We start from the raw sequence: 22596 nt of genomic DNA on the forward strand, positions 1-22596 counted from the left end.
GCTTTCCTATTTAACTCTGGGGTATGACTAGCGTTTGCCCTAACTGCACCACATCGGACTTCATTCCATTCGCTTGTTTGATGCTGGACATAGGCACACTGTAACGTTGCGCGATTGCAGATAAAGATTCTCCGCGACGGACCTTATGTTTAACCTTTGTCGATACTGCATCACCAACATAGGCTGTAGGCGTTCTTTCAGTTGAGGTTCTTTCTGCTGATGCTTTTGCTGTGGTTTTGGCTGGCTTAGCACTGCTAGAGCTTCCTCCCCTTCTTTGGGCAAGCAAAGTATCCGCTGGCGGATTGTTGTGATAGTAACGGCTCACACCCTTATAAATAGCATTGGCAATGCTCTCTTGATGACGACTACTCGACAGTAAACGCTCTTCTTTAGGGTTTGAAATAAAGCCCGTTTCAACCAAGATGGAAGGAATATCCGGTGACTTCAGCACAGCTAAACTGGCGGACTCAGGGCGACTTTTATGCAATTGAGTCACGCCACCTAAATCTTTTAAAATATCCCCCGCTACAGAATGGCCAATTGCCATCGAACTGTTCATTGACATATCGAGCAGCGTCATAGCCAAATACTGTTCATTATCCGTGTTTTGGATAATCTCACCCGCGCCGCCCAGCAACTCAGAATGCTTCTCTTTTTGCTCTAACCAACGACCAATTTCACTATTAGCACGACGCATTGATAGCACCCATACGGAGGCGCCACGTGGATTGGGCGAGGTAAAGGCATCCGCATGGATAGAAATCAGCAGATCTGCCTTACTGTTGCGCGCCAGTTCAGAGCGTTTATTTAAATTCACAAAATAATCACCAGTACGGATCATCACAGCACGCATGCCTGGCGTGTCATTGATTTTGCTGGAAACACGTCTGGCGATTTCTAGGGCGACCTTTTTTTCATAAACACCAGAAGGACCAATGGAGCCAGGATCGTCGCCACCATGACCCGCATCAATAGCAATGACAATATCGCGGGATGATTGCGCCGCTTGGGTGACAGTTTTGACGGGTGTAGATGACACGATAGCCGTTGCAGTAGTTAACGTTTTATCTTCTAAATCAACCACTAGACGATTGCCATAGGGCGCAGTAACAGGCAAAGAAAACAAGCTTGCATTCAATGGTTTTACGAGATCGATCACTAAACGCAAATCACCTTTAGTCGGTGACTTACTGACCCGCACGCCCTTAACCAACTTACTGTTGTTTTCAAGATTTTTAAGCACAACTTTAGCAGTGGTCTTTTTTAAATCCACCACTAAACGATTAGGGCCATCTAAAGAGAAATAGGTGTAATCAGGCACTCCACTCAAGTCAAACACGATTCGAGTTGACTCAGGCGCGGCCCAAATACGTACGCTTTCTAACTGATTAGCAGCATGGGCCGCCACAGAGAAAAAAGAACATAAAGAAAGAATAATAATTTGAAAATACGGGTTATTTTTTATCATTTTAGTTTTTATTTTATCGCTTTTAATAACTTTTCACCTGGCTCAGACAAGGCCTCTATACGTATTTCTCGCCCACTATTTTGATAACTTAAATGCATATGGACATCGGCAGCGGGCAGTAAACCCTCTCCCTTATCTGGCCATTCAACAATGCACAGACTCTTATCCGTAAAGTAATCACGGATCCCCATAAACTCGAGTTCTTCTGGATCGTTTAAACGATACAAATCAAAATGATAAACTTCGACATCTTCTAGCTCATATGGTTCAACTAAAGTGTAAGTCGGGCTTTTAACGGCACCTTTATGGCCCAATCCCTGAATTAAGCCACGACTCAGCGTCGTTTTACCGGCTCCTAAATCACCCGTAAGATACAGAGTCAAAGGCGCTTGGACATGGCGGGCTAATTTTTGCCCAACCGCAATAGTGTCGTCTTCGTTGTCTAAGAAAAAAGTTAACTCTGTCATATCCGCTTATATCACTGCTGTTATTGATGGAGAAGCGACTCAATCCTAAAAAGGCACAGGGCACATAACAAAGTCCAGCCCCGCTTGAGTCTCACATTCCGCCTAGAGTAAATCACTATTCACTAATTGGCGAATAAAAGGCATTAAATCGCTCGCTAACATGCCACGTTCTCCCTGTATTGCCGCAAGATCAGCGGCGCAACCATGTACGACTACGCCAAGCACAGTTGCCTGCATATTATCCATTCCCTGAGCCATGAGCGCGCCTATAATACCAGATAACACATCGCCACACCCACCACTGGCAAGCCCAGGGTTGCCGACTGGTGCCACTACCATTTGCTGACCATCAAAAATGACCGTTCCTGCGCCCTTTAGCAATACAACACCGCCGTACTTTTGCTGTATCGCGCGAACAGCGGCAAATCTGTCCTGTTCAATATCGACCACGGTACAACCAAGTAAACGCGCCGCCTCACCCGGATGTGGTGTTAATACCCAATTCGTTTGGCGCCTTGGTTCGTTACTGAGCAGATTCAACGCATCTGCATCTAAAACACAAGGCTTATCGCTCAAGCCCACGGCTTTAAACAAGTTATACCCCCAGTCATGCTTACCTAAACCAGGGCCAAGCACGATAACCTGCGCCCAACCAAGGCGCAGATACACTTCCATATCGACTAAATCACAACCCCAAAACATCAGTTCAGGACGGGAGACATTCACCGTCAGTTGATGCTCAGGTCGACTGATCACAGTGACTAATCCCGCGCCTGCACGTAGGCAAGCCTCACTTGCCAGTCTCACAGCACCAGCCATGCCTATATCACCGCCGATGACAGTGACTTTTCCCGATTGGCCTTTATGGCTATCCCGTGCTCGGGCGGCAAAATAGTCCTTAAGAGTCTCTCTTCCAACTCTTTGTGCGCTCGCTTCAGCAAAGAAAGGCGTTAATCCTAAATCTGCAAATTCAAGCTCGCCACTGTAATGCCGCGCCTTACCTGTTAACACACCTTGCTTTACACCACCAAAACATAAGGTGATATCCGCCATCACAGCAACACCTACTACGGCGCCTGTATCAGCAATGACTCCAGAGGGTAAATCAAGGCTCAATACCCAAGCCGAATTGTCATTGATGGCACGGATATATTTAGCCATATCGTCGCGCACAGCATCACGTACACCCGTACCTAACAGACCATCGACTATGATTTTCGCAGCGAGAATAGGTTCAACCTCTAACGGCAGTAATTTTCCACCTTCAGCAAGATAATGGGTCAATGCTTGCTGACACTCAGGTGTACCTGCCGCTGACGTCATCATCACAGAAACGTCCATACCACTGGCACGGGCTAGATGGGCGCACACTAAAGCATCGGCACCATTGTTACCGCTGCCAGCAAGAATTAACACAGGTAATACTTTGGAGCTATGTTTCGCTAAACACTCAAAAGCCGCCGCGCCAGCACGCTCGACCAATTCATAGAGACTAGATACTCCCTGAGACACTGCACTCAGTTCCGCTTCGCGAACTTGTGTTTGGGTGTATAGAGCTTTGGGAAATTGCGATAGATCTTGTGCCATGAAGGATCTCCTTAGACACCAATGACTCCATTTCACAATGAGTAATCTCACCATAGAAGTCTTGGCAGAATTGAGCAAGGCCAATAAAAATCAGCCAATAGATCAAGAAAGTAGCAAAAAAAGCAGCGAGAAATTATGACGTAAATCAGTTCAGGCGCAGAAACCCGCCCAAATGGAGCAAAGTAGAGTAAAAGTTGCCGATACAAAGTCGACATAAAAACCAAAGCCAGCGCTGGGCTGGCTTTGAGAATCAAGAAGAAATGACGGTTTAGATATCGTCCATCCGAATCGTACTATGGACTAGACGTTGCTGCTGAGTTTTCTCTACTCGGATCAAATTGGCTAACGCATTGCGCGCATCTTCCGCCGTGGTTGAGTTAACTGTTTTTTCTAACAAACCAATCAGACGATTCTCTAGGTCTAAATGTAAGTTGAGCACATCATCTTCATTCATGTTTGCGGGCAACATAGTATCTTGGCAACGCTTAGTAAAGTCTTCAAAAGTGAAGTCTTTATACCAAGTATCCAGAATACGATGTGGTGCTTCATCCATATAATCACGCAGTTTTTCTGCCATGGTTTTTTGGTGTGATTCAAAATACTCCAACATCATTTTCACACGAGCCGAGTCAGCTTGATTGTTGAGTCGGCCATAGAGTTGCGCCATATCTAAGCGGCAATTTGCCACATACTCGAGTAGATCACGTAATTGTTGAATACGCATATAATGCACTCCATTGTCAGGCCAACTACTTGGCGCTATTAATTTTGTCTAATTCCATTATGTGAGTAAAAGCGTTACGAATATTTGAACAAGGTCATAATTTAACTTTCACGCAGCTATCTAATTTAGGAAAACTTGAAGAAACACGCTATAGATCACGCATCTAAATCCTATCACACTGTTTTGTATAAAAGAGAAAAGCCAAAAGAGATCTCAACGTACTTTTCCCAAAGGGTATTCGTAAGTCTTTGGTTGTGCATGGTGAATCTGAGATAGAGTGCTTGAGGTAGATGGCAGTGAATCAAGACAAATATAGATGAGCCAATTGAGGGAATGACACGAAAAAGTCATTGTTAGAGAGTTTAACGGAAGTACAGCGAAATGATTTTGATAGGGAGAGATTCGAGCAATGATCTATGCCTTAGTCAACGGCTAAGCATTGTAAGTAATAGCAATATGAGCAACACGATTGAAATTATCTTAGCTAAAGTAATTTTTGGGGGATTTATTGAAATTGGAGCGACATATCGGGTTCGAACCGATGACCTATACCTTGGCAAGGTATCGCTCTACCAACTGAGCTAATGTCGCATAATCTGTATTAATGATTTGGTAAATCACTAAGTTTTAATTTGGAGCGACATATCGGGTTCGAACCGATGACCTATACCTTGGCAAGGTATCGCTCTACCAACTGAGCTAATGTCGCATAATTATCGCTGTCACATCAGCCTTCAACATTCAAAAAGGTATCGTCTATCAACCTTTATCAACTGAGCTAATGTCGCATAATCTGTATTAATGATTTGGTAAATCACTAAGTTTTAATTTGGAGCGACATATCGGGTTCGAACCGATGACCTATACCTTGGCAAGGTATCGCTCTACCAACTGAGCTAATGTCGCATAATCTGTATTAATGATTTGGCAAATCACTAAATTTTAATTTGGAGCGACATATCGGGTTCGAACCGATGACCTATACCTTGGCAAGGTATCGCTCTACCAACTGAGCTAATGTCGCTTTTTGCATCGCTGCTACATTTGCCTTCAACATTAATAAAGGTATCGTCTATCAACTTTTATCAACTGAGCTAATGTCGCTTTTTGCATCGCTGCTACATTTGCCTTCAACATTAACAAAGGTATCGCCTTTAACCTTTATCAACTGAGCTAATGTCGCATTCAATCTAAATGACCGCACATCTCTGTTCGCATCAAAAAGTTGAGGCCGCATTATATGAAAAATTCATGCGGCTGCAACCCCTTCTTGCATATTTATCTACTGATCGGTCAAATTTTAAATACTTTGCTGCGATAATACTGCAATTCAGCGATCGACTCTTGGATATCCTGCAGTGCTTGGTGAGTATTTTGCTTCTTAAAGCCCGCCATAGTTTCTGGGCTCCAACGCTTCACTAGCTCCTTAATCGTACTGACATCCACATTGCGGTAGTGGAAATAATCTTCCAGCTCGCGCATATAACGATTTAAAAAGCGTCTATCTTGACCAATGCTGTTACCACACATTGGAGAGGCGCCCTTAGGAACATACTGTTCTAAGAAAGCAATCGTCTTGGCCACGGCTTGCGCTTCGGTTTCTTGGCTAGCACGAACGCGATCAATCAACCCAGACTCACCATGGTGCTTTTGATTCCAATCATCCATAGCAGCCAGCACATCATCTGACTGATGAATTGCAATAACCGGGCCTTGACCGATAATATTGAGTTCTTGATCTGTCACTAAAGTGGCAATTTCAATGATCCTGTCGACGTCGGGCTCTAACCCTGTCATTTCCAAATCGATCCAAATGAGATTATTTACATCTGCCGTCATAAATCAGCCTTATCATGTCAGTTAGCCTAAATTCAGGCTTTTTTATTCAAGAGCGTGTATCATACTGCTTTTTTCCAACACAAAAAATCACCTAATTGACGAAGACGAATCAGTGAGTAAAAAGAAACCCCTAAGCCAAGGTCAATTACGCCGTATGCGCGCTAATCACGAGAAGCGACTCAATCGTGATAGTGGCGATAAAAATACGCCAGAGTTACAGGATAGTTCATTGGGGCAAGAACAGCCCGGTACTGTGATTTCACGTTTTGGCCAACATGCCGACATAGAAACTGAAAGCGGCCAAATTGTGCGCTGTAATATTCGCCGTGCCGTCACCAGTTTAGTGACTGGCGATAAAGTGATCGTACGCTTAGCCATTGAGAGCCAAGCCAATAGCGGCATCGCAGGTATTGTTGAAGCCGTTCATCCACGTCGCTCATCACTTACACGCCCAGATTTATACGATGGCGTGAAAATTATCGCCTCGAATATCGACCAAATTTTGATTGTCTCCTCGGTATTACCCAGCTTTACCACCCAGATCATCGACCGTTATTTAGTGGCTGCCGAAGATACCGATATTCCGCCTATCATCATTTTGAATAAAATTGACTTGCTCAATCCCGATGAAGCGCAGGCAATCGACGAAGCGCTACAGCGCTACAAAGACATTGGCTATCCGGTTTATAAGGTCAGCAGCAAGCTTGGCGATGGTATCGATACCATCAAAGGCATACTCAAAGATAAAGTCAGCGTGTTTGCCGGCCAATCTGGTGTGGGGAAATCATCGATCATCAATGCATTACTACCCGATGCAGAGCTTATTATCGGCGATGTTTCCGATAACTCAGGTTTAGGTCAACACACTACTACCACTGCTAAGCTGTTGCACTTGCCTAGTGGCGGCGATTTGATTGACTCCCCAGGCGTGCGCGAGTTTGCCCTATGGCATCTTCCTGCACAACGTGTCGGCTGGTGCTTTATCGAGTTTCGCGAGTATCTTGGCGCATGTAAATTCCGCGATTGTAAACACGGTGACGATCCCGGCTGTGCACTTCAAGAAGCTCTGAGCCAAGGTAAGATCAGCGCAGATCGCTTTAATAATTACCATAAAATTATCGCCAGCTTAGATGAACAACGTCATGCCCGCCATTTCCGTGCGGCCACTGATGAATAACGACTTATTGATAAATAACAACAGTCTCAGCAAAGATTGAGCAGTAAGAAAAGGAATTGAAATTGGATAAAGTCAAAATAGCGCTGCAGTACATGCTGCCAAAACACTTGTTATCTCGTTTAGTGGGTAAACTCGCTGCAGCCGAAGCTGGCGCCTTGACCACTGCCGCTATCAAGTGGTTTATCAAACAATATAAAATCGACATGAGCGAAGCGGCGCAGAGCGAACCAGAAGCCTATAAAAGCTTTAATGCTTTTTTTACCCGCGCCCTTAAACCCGGTATTCGTCCGTTAGATATGGACGCCGATATCATGGTGCATCCCGTCGATGGTGCGGTAAGTCAGTTAGGCCCAATCAAAAACGGTCGCATCTTCCAAGCTAAGGGTCATCACTATTCATCGTTAACCCTGCTTGGCGATCAAGCCGAAGATGCTAAACGCTTCGAAGGCGGTGATTTTGCGACTATCTATCTGGCGCCTAAAGACTATCACCGTATCCACATGCCGATTAAAGGCACGTTATCAAAAATGACCTATGTACCTGGCGAACTGTTTTCGGTAAATCCGTTAACGGCGAGACACGTACCCGGTCTGTTTGCCCGTAACGAACGTGTGGTGGCGATTTTTGAAACCGAATTAGGTCCATTGGCCATGGTATTGGTTGGCGCAACGATTGTTGCCAGTATTGAAACCGTATGGGCTGGCACAGTCACGCCGCCGACAGGTAAGCAAGTCTTCACTTGGGAATATCCAACCCAAGGCCCAGATGCCATCACCTTAGACAAGGGCGAAGAAATGGGTCGCTTCAAGTTAGGCAGTACTGTGGTGATGTTGTTTGCCAAAGACGCTATCGCGACATTTGCTGAAGGTGTCGAAGCCGAAGCAGTAACTCGTATGGGACAAGCCTTCGCTAACCTGAAAGACGTTAAGCAAGCGGATTAAGTTTTCTTGAGTTCTGCTAAACCTTCAGGATTAATTGAATTACATCTGGCTGTGCTGCTATTTGGTGGCACAGCTTTGTTTTCTAAATTAATCCCACTCAGTGCCCTCGACATCACCTTTCTACGCTGTATCGTCGCCGCCACTGTGTTAGGTTTGCTAGTCAAATTCAACCGCAAACGTTTAACGCTGGCAAGCAAACAAGATTATCTAGTCGCCATCGGGCTTGGGGTTATCGTCAGCCTGCATTGGGTGACTTATTTTGCGGCCATGCAACTCTCGTCGGTCGCCATTGGCATGATTGTGTTTTTCACCTATCCGGTGATGACAGTGATTGCCGAGCCGTTGCTGACAGGTAATAAGATAAAATTACACGATATGATCAGCGGTGTATTAGTGCTTATTGGGGTGATATTGCTGATCCCTGAGGCAAATTTAGGTAACGACACTACGCTGGGCATTGCCATCGGCATAGTGTCTGCTATCTTGTTCACCACCCGTAACTTATTGCACAAACGCTACTTTTCCCAGTACAGCGGCCCCCATGCCATGTTCTATCAAACTTTGGTCGCCGTGGTGTTCTTGATGCCGTGGCACCAAACGGAACTGGGCAGTATCACATTAGAAGTGTGGGGATTAATTATTTTACTCGGCGTCGTCTTTACCGCAGCGCCACATGCGCTATTTACTTCTGCGCTGAGGCAACTCAGCGCCAAAACGGTTGGGCTAGTCTCTTGCTTACAACCCTTTTATGGCGCCATGTTAGCGCTGATCATTTTAGGTGAAGAGCTCAATCTCAACACTCTAATTGGTGGCACTATCATAGTCGCTACCGCCATCTTCGAAACCCATCAATCGCACCAATCACAGCGGCGAAAAAAGAACGCCTGAAACATACCAATCTCAACGCAATTTGGCTAATATGGAGCGTCTTTCGCCCCTAAATGTCTTTAGCCTATATGCCACGTATTTTATTGTTCATTATTGCTTTTTTCACATTTTCCGCACTTGCCAATTCGCCTTTGCAATTGGACAAACGTCTTGGCATGAACAAGCAAGATCAGCAACAAAATCTCAGAATTGACGAACAAATTAACGAACTAAAAATTAACATAGAAAAACTCGCCACCAACGCAGCCAGTTTCCAACAAGCGCAGATTGATTTTGAGCAACATAAGAAGCGCACTAACCAAGCGCTGAAAGACGCCTATAAGCCTTTATCACTAGAAAAAGGTACTGACCTCAGCCAGCAGGCTTCCATGGCCTATATTCGCTTGTCTGAACTTAAAGAAAGCGAATCCACCCTTGGCCGACAAGTTAACGATTTATTGCTACGTCACAATGACTTACCTACAGTTATCGCCAGCGCGAGGCAAACTGTCGCCCAAAACAAAAAAGCAGAACTCGCCCCGCTAGATACCCCAACGGGAGAGTTACAGCAAACTCAACGACTTTTCTTTGAACAAAGCCTTGCCACCGATGAAGCAGAACTTGCCAGCAGCCAAAAACGCATTGAACTGACGCAATTACAATTACAACTAGTCCGCCAACAACTGGTGCAGCAAGAAGCCTTGATCGAAACCATCAACAAGGCAATCAATAAACAACGTCAGCAACAAACGGATGCTACCCTAGCCAAAAACTTAGTTAATACCGAAAAAGTCATCGATCCTATCACCCGTAATATTGCCGACACCAACCAGATTTACGGCCAAAAGCTGCAAACGTTAACTCTGCAGATCAATAATGTGGTCGAACAGCAGGAACAGGCTGAAACCCAATATCAATCCCAAGCCAAACAACTGGCAAACATCCAAGAGCAGATCACTTGGGTCAAAATGAACTCCGCCTTTGGTGAGCGCTTTTTGCAGATGTTGCAATCACTGCCTAAACCACCGAATCACGAAAAACTGCAAACGCTGATCGCCGATGCGCGCTTAGACAGATACCATTTAGAGCAGCAACAAGCCCTCAATGAGCAAGAATTAGAACAACCCGGCTTATACAATGAGCAGCAGATTAAACTCTTACACTCGCAACAGAGTTTGATCTCGCAATTGATGCAAAGCTATGACCAATACTTAAGTGAATTAGGCAAGCTGAAGGTCAATTACCAACAACTGAGTCAACAGAATCTCACCCTAAAAAATACCCTTAACGAACATTTATTCTGGGTGCCTAACGCTGCAAGTATCAGTAAGTTATGGCTTACGGATCTTGAGCGCAGCACGGTTTGGCTTGTGCAACAAGCACAGTGGGATGAACTGGGAAAAGCCTGGGATGAACAAAACGATTATTGGTCTTGGTGGATCATATTGCTGGTACTGTGTTTAGTCGTACAAGACTTGATCACGCCTAAATTCAATCGCTTGCTAAATCATTACACCACTTATGTGGGCAATGTGACCCAAGATAAATTCATTTACACTCTCAAAGCGCTCGCCTGCAGTATCAGCTATGCGTTGATAAAACCTTTCCCAGTGATCATGGCGGGATTGATTTTCTATCATTCCGATCGCAATTTTGTGCAAGCAGTGGGTATGGGCATACTGGCGATTGGTTTAGTGTATCTCTTATATCGCTTTATCTTTATTCTGACACTCGACAAAGGCGTACTCGTGGGCCATTTCAAACGCCCCTCAAAACTCATCCAAGCGGGACAATCACGGCTCAGACACTTTGTGCTGATTGCTAGCCCATTATTGGGTCTGATGGGCTTTACCGAAGTGCTCGACACATCACTGGTGCGTAATAGCATAGGCCGCGGCGCATTCATTATTTTCTGTATCGTTTTATTCTTGTTATACAAAGATATTTTAATCCTCAGCCGTAAAAACTCAGATGCCAAGAAAGACGGTAAAAACAAAAAACTCATTCAGAAAATGCTCTGGACCTTGCTGATTTCTGTGCCGCTTTTAAGCGCAGTGTTAGCCTTTAGGGGTTACTACTTCACCGCTTTCCAAATGCTGTTACAACTGCAATTATCTATCGTGCTGGGTCTGGGTTTCTTGCTCTTATACCAATTGATCAAACGGTGGATGTTAATCGAACGCCGCCGTATCGCCTTCGATCGCGCTAAGGCAAAACGTGCCGAACGCTTAGCACAAAGGGAAAAAGGCGAAACGCATCACCCTTCCGTCGATGGACTCGATACCTACGAAGAACCAGTAGTCGATCTCGAAACCATTTCGAGCCAATCCCTTGGCCTAGTGCGTTCACTCTTGTTATTGGCCTTTTTAGCCAGTTTGATTGGTCTGTGGACTCAAACCCATACGGCGCTGTTTTCCTTCCTCGATGGCATTACGCTGTGGACGACCAATACCAGTGTAAATGGCTTAGAGCAACAATTGCCTATTACCATGAAATCACTGATGTTTGGACTGATAGTAGTAGGTTTCTCGTTAATGATTGCCACCAATTTACCCGGCCTACTTGAGCTAATGATCCTGCAAAGGCTTGATCTCTCGCCCGGGACAGGTTTTGCGATCACAACCGTCAGTCGTTATCTGGTGGTTTTCCTCGGACTATTAATCGGCTTCTCTAATCTCGGGATGGAATGGTCTAAGTTACAATGGCTGATTGCCGCACTGTCGCTCGGTTTAGGTTTTGGTTTGCAAGAAATTTTCGCCAACTTTATCTCAGGTTTGATCATTTTGTTTGAGAAACCCGTGCGGATTGGCGACACAGTGACAATTCGTGATTTAACAGGGACAGTCAGTAAAATCCAAATTCGGGCGACCACCATTATTGACTGGGATAGAAAGGAAATTATCATTCCGAACAAGGCCTTTATCACAGAGCAGCTGATCAACTGGTCCTTGTCAGATCCTATTACTCGGGTCATTGTTTATGTGTCGGTGGCGCGGGATTCAGACCCGGCCAAAGTTGAAGCGACCCTGTATCAAGCGGTGCAAGAGTGTGAAGATGCACTTGCCAGCCCAGAACCTGAAGTCTGGTTTGCCGGCTTTGGTAAACATACCCAAGATTATGAAGTGCGCGCCTATGCGAAAGATATGTCGGCACGCTGGCCACTGCGCCATGATTTACATAAACGAGTGACTAAAAAACTCAAAGAAAACAATCTCGAACTCGCCTACCCGCAGATGGAAATCCATATTAAGAATGGTCAAAATCGCGAGCAACAAGGCATTATTAGAAGCTAATAGGATCGTAGACCATGCTTATTTTTGCTCACCGCGGCGCCAGCGGTTATCAGGCCGAAAATACCTTAGCCGCCATGGCTAAAGCGTTAGAATTGGGTGCGCAAGCCGTCGAACTCGATGTACATAATGTCGAAGGTGAGTTAGTCGTATTTCACGACAGACGACTCGATAATAAAAGCTCGGGCACGGGCGTCATTCACTTAGTGAGCAAGGACTATCTAGCAAGCATCAATGTGAAAGGTGAATCCATTCCGACGCTATGGCAAGTACTTGAGCTGATTGCGGGGCGCTGCATAGTCAATATAGAGTTAAAAGGCATTAATACCGTCACGCCGTTAATCGACTTATACCCAAAGGCTATGAGTCAGCTTGGATTTACGAAGGAGCAGTTACTGATCTCTTCCTTTAATCACCCCTATCTACATGAACTTAAACAGGCGTTGCCGGATGCGTTAGTCGCACCGTTGCTTGCCAGTATTCCACTCGATGGGGCTGCCGTGGTAAGCGAACTGAATGCCTATTCATTGCATTTAGATGTGAGTTTTATCAGCCAAGCGCTAGTAGACGACGCCCATAACCGAGGTGCCAAGGTTTATGTTTATACTGTCGATCATATTGATGATATTCATGCACTTAAGCAGATAGGCGTCGATGGCGTGTTCAGCAATTACCCCGATCGCGCCATGCAAGCCTTAACTCAAAAGGCAATGGCCAATTACTCTGGCTACTTTGAGTAACGGCCAAAATAATAATGATATTAAGCTTGGCTATTTCGCTGAGCCCAATAACCGATAAAAATAAACATGGCCACAATTAACAGAAACATCCAATGGGATGGCATAGCCACTATATGTCTTGCCACCCAAGGCGTGGCTTTCACGATCAATAGTCCATAGCCAAAGGCATTCACAATAATAAAAACAAATGTTCGCAGCACAAAAGAATGCCCCAACAAATGACGCCTTAAGATACGATTTACATCCGCTGAAAAAACCAAAATAAGACACACCACCATAGCGGTAGCAATATCGAAGGCCCAAGGGCGAAGCATATTTCCTAACTGGGCAATAATGGCGACTAATTGATCAAACATAGACTTAACCTAAAAAGATGCAGCGCAATCCATCTGAGTGGCCGCGACAGCGTATTGAAAAATAACAATAACCAAGCATAAAGGGAGACGCCATGGGGCACAAGTTACTCTTGCTAACAAAGGCAAATCAACAGTACCGCGACTTGATTGAGGCGCAGAGTCTCCCAGATTTAACGTTACTCGATGATAATCCTGCGGGCATAATTGAAGCAGATATTTGGTTAGCCGAACCTAAACTCGCCGCGCCCCTATTACCCCATGCTAAAAATCTGCAATGGTTACAATCAAGCTTTGCTGGCATAGATGCCCTGATGAGTCCAAGGGGCAGAAAAGACTATCAACTCACCAATATTAAAGGCATTTTCGGCCCGCTGATGAGCGAGTATCTATTCGGCTATTTACTCGCGCATGTCCGCAGCCATCGTTTTTATCGCCAGCAACAAGGACAAAAACAGTGGCTGATTCAACCCCAGCAACGCCACTCAAGTTTACAGGGCATGCGATTGCTCTTGCTTGGCACAGGGTCAATAGCCCAGCATTTAGCGAAAACTGCAAAACACTTTGGCATGCATGTTACTGGTATCAATAGCAGCGGTAATGCCGTAGAAGGTTTTGATATCATAGAAGCTATGTCCAATTTAGGCCAAGTGTTAACACAGGCAGATGTGGTTGCAAATCTACTGCCAAGCACTACTGCAACGTACAATCTTCTCAATGCTGACATGTTAGCTATGTTAAAAACGGATGCAGTGCTGTTTAATGTTGGCCGCGGTGATGCACTCGATCTCGATGCACTCAATATCCAGCTTATCGCTAATCCTAGTCAGCAAGCGATCCTCGATGTATTTGCTCAGGAACCTTTGCCCAATAGCCATCCTATTTGGGAACGGGAAAATGCCGTGATCACGCCGCATATTTCGGCGCCAAGCCATCCTGCACAAATCGTCGATATCTTTAGCCAAAACTATCGCCGCTACATCATGGGTGAGCCACTGCAGAATAGAGTCGACTTTAGTAAAGGTTATTAGATCAGAGATAAGAAATTGAGTTAGAAATCAGTAAAAGAAAAGGCAATAGTCAGACTATTGCCTTTTTATCTTAAATTTTAGGCAGTTAAACCCTAAAGCTGCGCTTTAAGAATTGATCGACCAATACCGAGTGAGAATGCATCTCGCGGGTCACTTCGTCATTCAAGCCGACCATTTCACTGCCGAGTTGATGACTAGAATGGGTAAATTGCGACACATTCACCACGCTGCGATTCATCTCATTTGCCACACTCGATTGCTCTTCAACCGCGCTGGCAATATGGTGCGTCATATCGGTAATGGTCGAAATGGCCTCACGAATCGTACGTAATGCCGTACCCGCTAAATCCGCCGTTGAAATACATTCGGAAGCGGCAACCACTCCTTGCTGCATACTGATAACAGCTTTATTCGTCCCCTGCTGCAACAGATTAATCATACTGTGGATTTCTTTGGTGGCATCGTGAGTACGTTGTGCCAGTGCCCGCACTTCGTCAGCAACGACAGCGAAGCCACGACCTTGCTCACCCGCTCTAGCCGCTTCAATTGCTGCATTCAATGCCAGCAAATTCGTCTGCCCCGCAATACTCTGAATCACATCGAGCACTGTGCCAATATCTTTACTGTGGGCTTCTAACTCAGTAATCACTTTTGACGTTTGTTGCAGTTGCTCCGCCATGGCTTGAATCGAGCGAATAGTGCTCGACACCGTTTTATCACCATTGATGGTTTCAGCGGATGCCATTTGCGTGGCACTCGCCGCATCGGCACAATTGGAGGACATATCGCCTAATGTGGCGGTCATTTCCTGCATCGCTGTAGCAACTTGCTCTATTTCAGACAGTTGAGCCTGACTGGTACTCTGGATTTGTTTTCCCTTAGCGGCAGATATTTTGGCCTGTTCTGACACGTTATAACAGGAATCCGATGCACGCCCAAGAATCGACTTAAGCTCTGAATTTTGCATTTGCAGTGCTAAATCAATCGCGCCAAGATCATCACTGCTTCCACTATAAATATGCGCCATCAAGGGGTTATCGTAGATATGCTTTGCCTTAGCCACTATCGCGTAATAGCGACTCAGCACCAGATTGCCGCCCACCAGCAATACTAGGACACTTATCGCTAGGGCAATAAAGCCCATTAAGCCAATTTGCAGAGCAAGGTAAAGCATAGGTAGCATGGCAACCAATGCGAGTAACAGCAATTTAACTGGCATATCCAAGGTACGTTTTAACGCACTAACGCTGCCCTTTTTGTTCAACTCTGCATAGGCTATTTCTGCACGCTTAACCTGATCGCGTGTGGGTTTAGTGCGTACTGATTGAAACTCGACGACTTTGCCATTAACTGAAATCGGTGAGACATAGGCATCGACCCAATAGTGATCGCCATTGGCGCAGCGGTTTTTCACTATCCCTTTCCAAGGCTCGCCTTTTTTGATACATCGCCACAGATCTTCAAACGCTTGCGGAGGCATATCTGGATGACGCACCATGTTGTGGGGCTTGCCTAGCATGGCATCGAGGTCGTAACCGGCAACGGTACAGAAAGATTGATTGGCGTAAGTGATATGACTTTGAGTATCCGTAGTCGACAATAAAATCCAATCCGCTGGATAATCATATTCTCGCTGTGTAACTGGTAGATTAGTTCTCATGAAACCTTATGGATCTTTGATTAATTCTTCGTTATTCATCCATGAGTTATCCATCCGTGAGGCATCATCACCCTGACTCTGTATTCCTAAACCTACTTCTAAAACTGCCTAGCTTTTTAGTGCTAAAACACACCTAGCATAGACGATAAAACGTGCGCCATGTAACGAAAGCGTTAAAGTATGAAAATCACCCAAAAAACATGATTGCATTTGATAAGCGTTTTCATTTAGAATTAGCGCAATTCGATTGGAGACTAATATATGTACGTTTGTCTTTGCCATGCGATCACTGATACGCAAATTAAAAACGCAGTAAGCCAGGGCGATAGCTCGCTTGCTGACGTAAAAAAGCGCTTAGGTGTTGCCGATCAATGTGGTAAATGCGCCAGAATGGCGGTGCAGATCATTCAAAATCAACTAGAGCTTGAGCCTAATTATTACGAAGTCGCATAGAGTTCATCGCGAATAGCATGGTAAAGAGTAATTCACTCACGAACAAACTTCCGACAAGTTAAAACCACGCTGACTCAAGCAAACTTAATCCAGCTCAAGCAAACTCAATCCAAAAAAGTCCCGCGACAACAAAGCCTTCTATCCGCCACTTCGTCTTAAATAATCTTGCCAGTTTAGACTTTAGATATGATGTTTTAATGACAAGCCCCACTGAACTCCAAGCTCGAAAGCCGCGAATAATTCAATGGGGTTACAGATCCAACCTCCGAGTCAAGCCTACTTACGTTTCAACAAATAGGCCGCTTCATTAAGCCAAGGCACGGCTTTCTTAATAAAACGTGGATTGTCGGCCAACACATCTTGCGACGCTAATACTTCAATATCAAAATCCTCACTCAGATGCTGCTCTACCCAAGTAGGGGATACCGCAAAAGGTGGGCCGATAAGGGATTCTTGCGGATAATCTAAAGTCACTAATAAACCGACACTGCCGCTAGGTAATAAGCTCGCTAACTGCTTGGCATATTGTGCACGCATACTTTCTGGCCATGCGATCAAAGCCGCGCGATCGTAAAATGCCGTCACCGCTTGGGTGATAGTCTTAGGTAGGGTGAAAATATCACCCTGATACAAGCTGATCTGTTCGGTTTGATAATGCTGGTGTTCACCCACGGCCGTTTGCGTCATCTCGAGTTGGTTATCGCTAAAAAATTGCTGTACAGCCAATTCATTCAACTCACACCCTATGACCTGATGCCCCTGTTCTGCGAGGAAACACATGTCTAGCGACTTACCACATAAGGGCACAAAAACCTTGGTATCTGCGGGTGATGCAAGCTGCTGCCAATACTTAATGAGGAAAGGATTGATGTCTTGCTGATGAAAACCTATCTGTTGCTGCTGCCACTTTTCATGCCAAAAACCGGGTTCCATGGGTTTATCTCTATTCGCTAATGTTGTCCTTACTCTAATGACATTTTAAAGTGGATGCAAAGCCTCCTGCCATTCGGCAAACTCAGCAATGTAAAGACTAACTTACTGATCTAACGTGGCTTGCACTTTACGCAGCCAAACACAGTTATCGCATTGGCATTGACGGCGTGATAAATGATGTGGGCTTAAAGATGAGTCGATAAAGTCCACGGCGATCAACAACTGCTGTTTTAACTCGGCAATCGATTTTTCGTTCACGGCCACCAGCTCGTCATTCTGGTTCATCCAGATACATTCCATGCCCTGATGACAAGTTAAACATTGCTCGTCTCTATCATTAAAAAATACCGCATGCGGGCAATGGGTCACTTCCATTGACTGTAAAATACGCTTACGCGGATATTCCAAAAGTTCGATCAACAAGGCTTTATATTGGGTGGGCATACGCCCTCCTTAGCTGCACTTTGTCTGTGGGTTAATTAACAAAAATTGATTCCATCTAATGCTCCAAAGATTACCTATAGTCGCGAGGATTTAATTTGATGTAAGTCAAAGTCAGTGACGAAATGATCGTATAGGTAAGCCGCGCCTGACGCTGATCATCAATGCCATTCAAAATACTAAAATAAAGCCACCCGCTATTTGATTATCTCCCCCGCTTACTGGTTAAATGAACAAAACAAGGAGCACAATTTGCAAACACCGCAGCTGCAGCATTTTTATATTTCTGAAGAGCAATCCATTTACTTGCTCAAAGCCAATGATGCCCGTAAACACAAGGCGTGGATCCGCCTCTGTAAACAACAGCTGAGCAAATTAGGTTATACCGATATCGAATTGGTCGGCAAAGGCGCCTACGGTTTCGTTTTTGCGGGTATCAATCAAGCGGGTGATGCCCATGTGTTTAAGTTTTCACGGATTAATTTGCCGCAACATATTCAAGATCGGCTCGAAGAAGAAGCCTTTATGCTCTCCTTACTCAAGCACCCCAATGTGCCGGGGGCGATCAAATTTGAGCGAGTCGGCAAACAAGGCATACTCGTGATGGAACGAGCAAAAGGAGAAGATCTCGACCAACTTTGCCGCCGTATGGGCGCCCTGCCGACCGCTATGGTCATGAGCATCGCCCGCCAACTCGCCGATATCTTGTATTACCTGCGCACGGGCAAGCCTTTAGTGCATGGCGATATCAAACCTTCGAATCTGGTTTACGATATTGAACAACAACACTTATCGTTAATCGATTGGGGCTCAGCGGTATTTGCGCAGCGGGATGAACATAACAAACCCGTCGAAGACAATGTGATGGCGTTAATGTCTAGCGATCAACAACATACCAACGCCCGAATGGGTGATGTGTACTTTATCGGCGAAGAGCAACTCAATGGAGCACTCTCCAGCCCGCGCTTTGACGAGCAAGGTGTTGCCGCGACTCTGTATGCCCTCGCCTCTGGGCAAGCAAGTCGCTTCGGTGCGCAGGTGATCTCGCCCACTAGCATTGGCTTACCGATAGAATTAGCCCGCACCTTAGAGGGCATGCTCAGCACAGATCCGCAGCAGCGCAACATTGCCGGCGATTACTTTTTAAAAAGTATGCGCCACAGCCACAGATTACATTTACCTGAACTGCCCAAAGCTGATTTACAGGGTGAAATTCCTGTTTGGGTACAATCCCGCGACAAAGATGTTGAAACCGTCAGCTACAGTTCGCGTAAATCCTTTTTAAAGGAACACAACGCCCAAGATCCCATCGCTAAGATGGATGATATTCAGCTCGAAAAATATTACCGCAACTTCCTCGCTGGCATGGGCGATACCGAAAAAGGCTTTATCGCCGCAGTGGGTCGTTTAGCGCAATATCCGATCGTGGGTGGTCTGGCTATTCATTGGCAGGAAACCGGCGTGTTTATCGACTCCAATCTTGCAATTTACGATGCGAAGCAAAAAAGTGCGTTAATCATTGCAGTCAACAATATGGTGGATCTCGCGCGGGGAATTAAACGTATAGGGGTGTTTAAAGCCTGTTTCTTTAACGCCAAAGACACACTGCATATCGAACGAGCTGACATCAGCGAGCCTTTTGTCGCCAGTGCCGCACTGCAGTTGCCCTTCGAAGTCGGTGACGTACCCACCTTAGAAGATAAGTCGCGGTTACATTCTTATTTTGAAGACGGTAAAGATCCCGATGAGAACCTCGAATTACCCCATGAAATCATGGAAGAATTAGCCCGCATCAACCAAATTCACCACACAGGCTGCATCATTTTTGAGGCGCTGCCGAATCACTTAAAAATTCACAGTTACTTGAAGCTGCTCAATCCACGTAAGCAAGCGGCATTTCGCGCGAGCCTCGATCGCATCTTACATCATGTCGGAAAAATCCAAGGTCACGGCGTATCGGGCTTTATGAAACTGCCCTATAAAAACACCCGCCGCTTTACTCATCTAGAGCGTAAAGCCGATCACTTTTATCCGAAAAATCCAAAAGAAATAGGCGCCTAATGGCGCCTATGTTCATCGGATTAAATCGGTGATCCCGGCGGTAAGGTTAACGGCTTAGGAATAAGCTTAACCTTAGCATCAGTCAAACCCGCAGTAAGACCCTGTTGCAACCAAGTATAGTGCGCCGCAAGACTCACATTCGCTCGATTCGACTTCGCTTTCAATTGCTTAATCACAAACTGAGCGCGATCGTTAATCGCAGCCCTCACTTCTGGTGAGGTTTGAGGATCGTGCAGCGTTGCCAGCACTTCATCAATCACCACAGCGTTCACTCGCATCCAAACGCCTTCGACCAGCCCAAGCTTATCCTCTTGATACAAGGTCGCTGCAAATAACTTATCCAGTAATGTCGTCACCGATAACTGCTCGCTATCTGCCATGGATGCTTGGCTGACACGGTTCAAACGCTTAGGCATCAATAGCAAGCTAACAGTATGACGGCTAAATACTTCAGCCATGCCGAGAGGATCGTTAATTGCGCCTAAACCTGAGTCGAAGGATTCCCGTGTGGCATGATAATTCCCCGCCTTTGGTACTAAACTGTCGAGCAAGGTTTGCGGCACAGTTAAACTCGCCGCATCGAGTGTGTTAAGTAGCGCGTCTAAGCCTGTTAACTGCAACTGCGGCGCAATATAGCTCCAGCGGCTGCCTTCACCGATAGATTGATAGTTATAGTCAGTGCCACCAATAAACTTAGCGACCGCATCGATTTGATAACGCGTCAGCAAATAAATTGGCGCAAAGGCATCGGCTAGCTCGCCCAGTGGCTCATTGGGTAACAAGGTCGCACTGGAGAAATCCGCAATCGCCTTAGTGCGAATTTTATTTAACTTACCCAGCTGATCGATCGGATCGTCACCACTATCCCACAAACTGGCATAGGCCTGACTCGCATCCTTTTGGCGGGAATCGGCCTCACCGATATAACGTAAGCCACGTTTGGCGACATCGGCCAGTAAGTCGACTTGCAGCGCTTGTTGGGTGCGAGCATCGCCTTGATCGCTATAGCCATAGGCGATAGCAAAATCATCCCAAGGACCAACACCTGTAGTGTAAGGTGCGGAAATATCAATATCATTGCCCTTTAGCTGGATTTTCGGATGGGGATAATCCATCACAGAGGCATCCTGATTGGTCGAAGCGGCAAAGTTATGATCTAGCCCTAAGGTATGGCCGACTTCATGGGCAGCCAGTTGGCGAATACGCGCCAGCGACAAGGCTGTCGCCGCTTTCTCGGCCGCCACTCTATCCTGCCAGCCTGCGGTTAAGCCTTTAGCAATCAAGTAATCCTGACGCACACGCAAACTGCCGAGCGTGACTTGACCCTTGATGATTTCACCGGTGCGAGGATCTGTCAGTGCGGCGCCATAGGACCAACCCCGCGTCGCCCTGTGCACCCATTGGATCATGTTGTAGCGAATATCCTGCGGATCGGCATCTACAGGTAATAACTCAACTTTAAAGCCGTTGATAAATCCCGCTCGAGTAAAAGCCGTCTCCCACCAGCGCGCGCCATCGAGCAACGCCGACCGTATAGGTTCTGGCACACCAGGATCGAGATAATAAGTAATAGGTTTAACGACTTCGCTTGGCGCTGGGCCTGGATGCACTTTCTGTAAACGGTGGCGCAGGATAAAACGCTGCACTAAAGGTTGGTTAAAGGGCGTGGCATAATCGCGATACTCATCGGACAAATAACCGCTCATAGGATGATAAGCCCGCGGCTGGTAATCCGCATCGGGAAGCTCAACAAAGGAATAACGCATCCGCACCGACATTAAGGTGCCATCGGGTGTTACCTGTGCGACCTGCGCGCCAGCAACATCGCCTTTGAACGTCAGTTGCACATCCACATCGGCGTTTTTCTCAAAGGATTTAATCCCTTTGGGTAAGATGACAGAACGGCTCAAATCGAGCTGATAATTGCCCTGCTCTGTTTGTTGCAATACGGAAGACACCCCGTGTAAATCATTGAGCACCAGATCGTTGATCGCTACCAAATCTGGCTTGCCCTCAATCACTTTGCCTTGCCATAACACAGAATCGGCAAAGGCTTCTTCAACCGCTCTTTGCTCGGCGGCATCAGAGGTATTCGCACGATATTGAGTATTAAGTTGCTTAAGTAAAACATAGGGACCTTGGCGCTCAAACTGCACCATACGGGTCTGACCCAGTTGGCCGCGATCGAGGCCAATGTCGTTTGAGCCTACGCCCTGTGGCAGGCTAGTAACTAAGATAAAAGGTTGATTTAAACGATTGACCTCAAGATATAACTCTCCCTCAGACTCCTCGTAATAGAGATTAAGAAACCCTTTCGCCTCTTGGCCCTGCTTAATGATCTTGGCGCTAGGCGCGGCTGCCGCGACCGTAACGGTGGGAAATCCTAACAGCGCTATAAATAAGGCTAAGGCTACACTTTGGGGTTTCATCTTTCCTCCTGATTCGGCTGGCTGCGTTATTTACCTTATTAAGTCATTTATGTCATAAGCATCTTTGATGACTGCTTATCTCAAGCGATTGATTTAAAGTAAATAATGCGAGGCCATCACTGGCCCCGAGCAAAT

General features: G+C 45.9%; 18 protein-coding genes and 4 tRNA genes. 8 read left to right on the top strand and 14 right to left on the bottom strand.

The features are described from left to right. Positions 1-10 precede the first annotated feature (10 nt). The 9 genes from GWI56_RS01680 to orn all read right to left on the bottom strand — a co-directional run bounded on the left by GWI56_RS01680 (position 11) and on the right by orn (position 6085). Positions 11-1468: an N-acetylmuramoyl-L-alanine amidase gene (locus GWI56_RS01680; protein ID WP_198571955.1), complete on the bottom strand. Its 1458-nt coding sequence runs from the start codon at positions 1466-1468 to the stop codon at positions 11-13. Positions 1469-1476: 8 nt separating this feature from the next. Beyond that, complete coding sequence (tsaE, locus tag GWI56_RS01685) at positions 1477-1935, bottom strand: tRNA (adenosine(37)-N6)-threonylcarbamoyltransferase complex ATPase subunit type 1 TsaE (RefSeq protein ID WP_198571956.1); 459 nt, start codon at positions 1933-1935, stop codon at positions 1477-1479. A 102-nt stretch (positions 1936-2037) separates the two neighbouring features. After that, positions 2038-3522 (bottom strand): NAD(P)H-hydrate dehydratase, encoded by a 1485-nt coding sequence (locus GWI56_RS01690; protein WP_198571957.1) that lies wholly within the window; start codon positions 3520-3522, stop codon positions 2038-2040. A gap of 268 nt (positions 3523-3790) precedes the next feature. Next, positions 3791-4246 (bottom strand): hypothetical protein, encoded by a 456-nt coding sequence (locus GWI56_RS01695; protein WP_028761762.1) that lies wholly within the window; start codon positions 4244-4246, stop codon positions 3791-3793. 515 nt (positions 4247-4761) lie between these two features. After that, positions 4762-4837 (bottom strand) — tRNA-Gly (locus GWI56_RS01700). A gap of 42 nt (positions 4838-4879) precedes the next feature. Further along, positions 4880-4955, bottom strand: a tRNA-Gly gene (locus tag GWI56_RS01705). Positions 4956-5076: 121 nt separating this feature from the next. Next, positions 5077-5152 (bottom strand) — tRNA-Gly (locus GWI56_RS01710). 42 nt (positions 5153-5194) lie between these two features. Then, positions 5195-5270, bottom strand: a tRNA-Gly gene (locus tag GWI56_RS01715). A gap of 269 nt (positions 5271-5539) precedes the next feature. Next, positions 5540-6085: an oligoribonuclease gene (orn, locus tag GWI56_RS01720; RefSeq protein WP_006080044.1), complete on the bottom strand. Its 546-nt coding sequence runs from the start codon at positions 6083-6085 to the stop codon at positions 5540-5542. Between the two features lie 112 nt (positions 6086-6197). On the opposite strand from orn, the gene rsgA reads away from it, so the two are divergent. From rsgA to GWI56_RS01745, 5 genes are all read left to right on the top strand, one after another. Then, positions 6198-7262, top strand: coding sequence for a small ribosomal subunit biogenesis GTPase RsgA (rsgA, locus tag GWI56_RS01725; protein WP_105250279.1), 1065 nt, complete (start codon positions 6198-6200; stop codon positions 7260-7262). A 62-nt stretch (positions 7263-7324) separates the two neighbouring features. Beyond that, complete coding sequence (gene asd, locus GWI56_RS01730; RefSeq protein WP_028761759.1) at positions 7325-8203, top strand: archaetidylserine decarboxylase; 879 nt, start codon at positions 7325-7327, stop codon at positions 8201-8203. Positions 8204-8209: 6 nt separating this feature from the next. Beyond that, complete coding sequence (locus GWI56_RS01735; protein ID WP_198571958.1) at positions 8210-9091, top strand: DMT family transporter; 882 nt, start codon at positions 8210-8212, stop codon at positions 9089-9091. A gap of 68 nt (positions 9092-9159) precedes the next feature. Further along, positions 9160-12363, top strand: coding sequence for a mechanosensitive ion channel domain-containing protein (locus GWI56_RS01740; protein ID WP_198572031.1), 3204 nt, complete (start codon positions 9160-9162; stop codon positions 12361-12363). 14 nt (positions 12364-12377) lie between these two features. Continuing rightward, on the top strand, positions 12378-13100 hold the full coding sequence (locus GWI56_RS01745; RefSeq protein ID WP_173247567.1) for a glycerophosphodiester phosphodiesterase family protein: 723 nt from the start codon (positions 12378-12380) through the stop codon (positions 13098-13100). A 20-nt stretch (positions 13101-13120) separates the two neighbouring features. On the opposite strand, the gene GWI56_RS01750 is transcribed toward GWI56_RS01745, so the two are convergent. Further along, positions 13121-13456, bottom strand: a complete 336-nt coding sequence (locus GWI56_RS01750) for a DUF3392 domain-containing protein (RefSeq protein WP_113939153.1) — start codon at positions 13454-13456, stop codon at positions 13121-13123. 92 nt (positions 13457-13548) lie between these two features. On the opposite strand from GWI56_RS01750, the gene GWI56_RS01755 reads away from it, so the two are divergent. Continuing rightward, positions 13549-14484: a D-2-hydroxyacid dehydrogenase gene (locus GWI56_RS01755; RefSeq protein ID WP_173247570.1), complete on the top strand. Its 936-nt coding sequence runs from the start codon at positions 13549-13551 to the stop codon at positions 14482-14484. 85 nt (positions 14485-14569) lie between these two features. Here the strand turns inward: GWI56_RS01755 and GWI56_RS01760 are convergent, their stop codons facing one another. Next, positions 14570-16144, bottom strand: coding sequence for a PAS domain-containing methyl-accepting chemotaxis protein (locus GWI56_RS01760; RefSeq protein ID WP_198571959.1), 1575 nt, complete (start codon positions 16142-16144; stop codon positions 14570-14572). Between the two features lie 261 nt (positions 16145-16405). Between GWI56_RS01760 and GWI56_RS01765 the strand changes: the two genes are divergently transcribed. Next, a complete protein-coding gene (locus GWI56_RS01765; protein ID WP_076498521.1) occupies positions 16406-16597 on the top strand; it encodes a bacterioferritin-associated ferredoxin in 192 nt (63 codons plus the stop codon). Between the two features lie 276 nt (positions 16598-16873). Here GWI56_RS01765 and GWI56_RS01770 read toward each other — a convergent pair whose 3' ends face one another. Beyond that, entirely contained in the window at positions 16874-17530 is a 657-nt protein-coding gene (locus GWI56_RS01770) for a thiopurine S-methyltransferase (RefSeq protein WP_198571960.1), read from the bottom strand. Positions 17531-17632: 102 nt separating this feature from the next. After that, positions 17633-17974 (bottom strand): hypothetical protein, encoded by a 342-nt coding sequence (locus tag GWI56_RS01775; protein ID WP_105250285.1) that lies wholly within the window; start codon positions 17972-17974, stop codon positions 17633-17635. 249 nt (positions 17975-18223) lie between these two features. Here GWI56_RS01775 and GWI56_RS01780 point away from each other — a divergent pair, with 249 nt between their 5' ends. Then, positions 18224-20032 carry a protein kinase gene (locus GWI56_RS01780; protein WP_198571961.1) on the top strand — a complete coding sequence of 603 codons (1809 nt, stop codon included), beginning with the start codon at positions 18224-18226 and terminating at the stop codon, positions 20030-20032. A 20-nt stretch (positions 20033-20052) separates the two neighbouring features. Here the strand turns inward: GWI56_RS01780 and GWI56_RS01785 are convergent, their stop codons facing one another. Further along, on the bottom strand, positions 20053-22461 hold the full coding sequence (locus GWI56_RS01785) for a zinc-dependent metalloprotease (protein WP_198571962.1): 2409 nt from the start codon (positions 22459-22461) through the stop codon (positions 20053-20055). Positions 22462-22596: the final 135 nt, after the last annotated feature.

The sequence above is a fragment of the Shewanella sp. DW31 genome, assembly GCF_015767295.1.
GTDB lineage: Bacteria > Pseudomonadota > Gammaproteobacteria > Enterobacterales > Shewanellaceae > Shewanella > Shewanella oncorhynchi.

Bases quoted from the DNA above. Each gene is read 5' to 3' on its own strand.
- GWI56_RS01680 (WP_198571955.1), bottom strand. From the start codon at position 1,468: ATGATAAAAAATAACCCGTATTTTCAAATTATTATTCTTTCTTTATGT.
- tsaE (WP_198571956.1), bottom strand. From the start codon at position 1,935: ATGACAGAGTTAACTTTTTTCTTAGACAACGAAGACGACACTATTGCG.
- GWI56_RS01690 (WP_198571957.1), bottom strand. From the start codon at position 3,522: ATGGCACAAGATCTATCGCAATTTCCCAAAGCTCTATACACCCAAACA.
- GWI56_RS01695 (WP_028761762.1), bottom strand. From the start codon at position 4,246: ATGCGTATTCAACAATTACGTGATCTACTCGAGTATGTGGCAAATTGC.
- orn (WP_006080044.1), bottom strand. From the start codon at position 6,085: ATGACGGCAGATGTAAATAATCTCATTTGGATCGATTTGGAAATGACA.
- GWI56_RS01740 (WP_198572031.1), top strand. From the start codon at position 9,160: ATGCCACGTATTTTATTGTTCATTATTGCTTTTTTCACATTTTCCGCA.
- GWI56_RS01745 (WP_173247567.1), top strand. From the start codon at position 12,378: ATGCTTATTTTTGCTCACCGCGGCGCCAGCGGTTATCAGGCCGAAAAT.
- GWI56_RS01750 (WP_113939153.1), bottom strand. From the start codon at position 13,456: ATGTTTGATCAATTAGTCGCCATTATTGCCCAGTTAGGAAATATGCTT.
- GWI56_RS01755 (WP_173247570.1), top strand. From the start codon at position 13,549: ATGGGGCACAAGTTACTCTTGCTAACAAAGGCAAATCAACAGTACCGC.
- GWI56_RS01760 (WP_198571959.1), bottom strand. From the start codon at position 16,144: ATGAGAACTAATCTACCAGTTACACAGCGAGAATATGATTATCCAGCG.
- GWI56_RS01765 (WP_076498521.1), top strand. From the start codon at position 16,406: ATGTACGTTTGTCTTTGCCATGCGATCACTGATACGCAAATTAAAAAC.
- GWI56_RS01770 (WP_198571960.1), bottom strand. From the start codon at position 17,530: ATGGAACCCGGTTTTTGGCATGAAAAGTGGCAGCAGCAACAGATAGGT.
- GWI56_RS01775 (WP_105250285.1), bottom strand. From the start codon at position 17,974: ATGCCCACCCAATATAAAGCCTTGTTGATCGAACTTTTGGAATATCCG.
- GWI56_RS01785 (WP_198571962.1), bottom strand. From the start codon at position 22,461: ATGAAACCCCAAAGTGTAGCCTTAGCCTTATTTATAGCGCTGTTAGGA.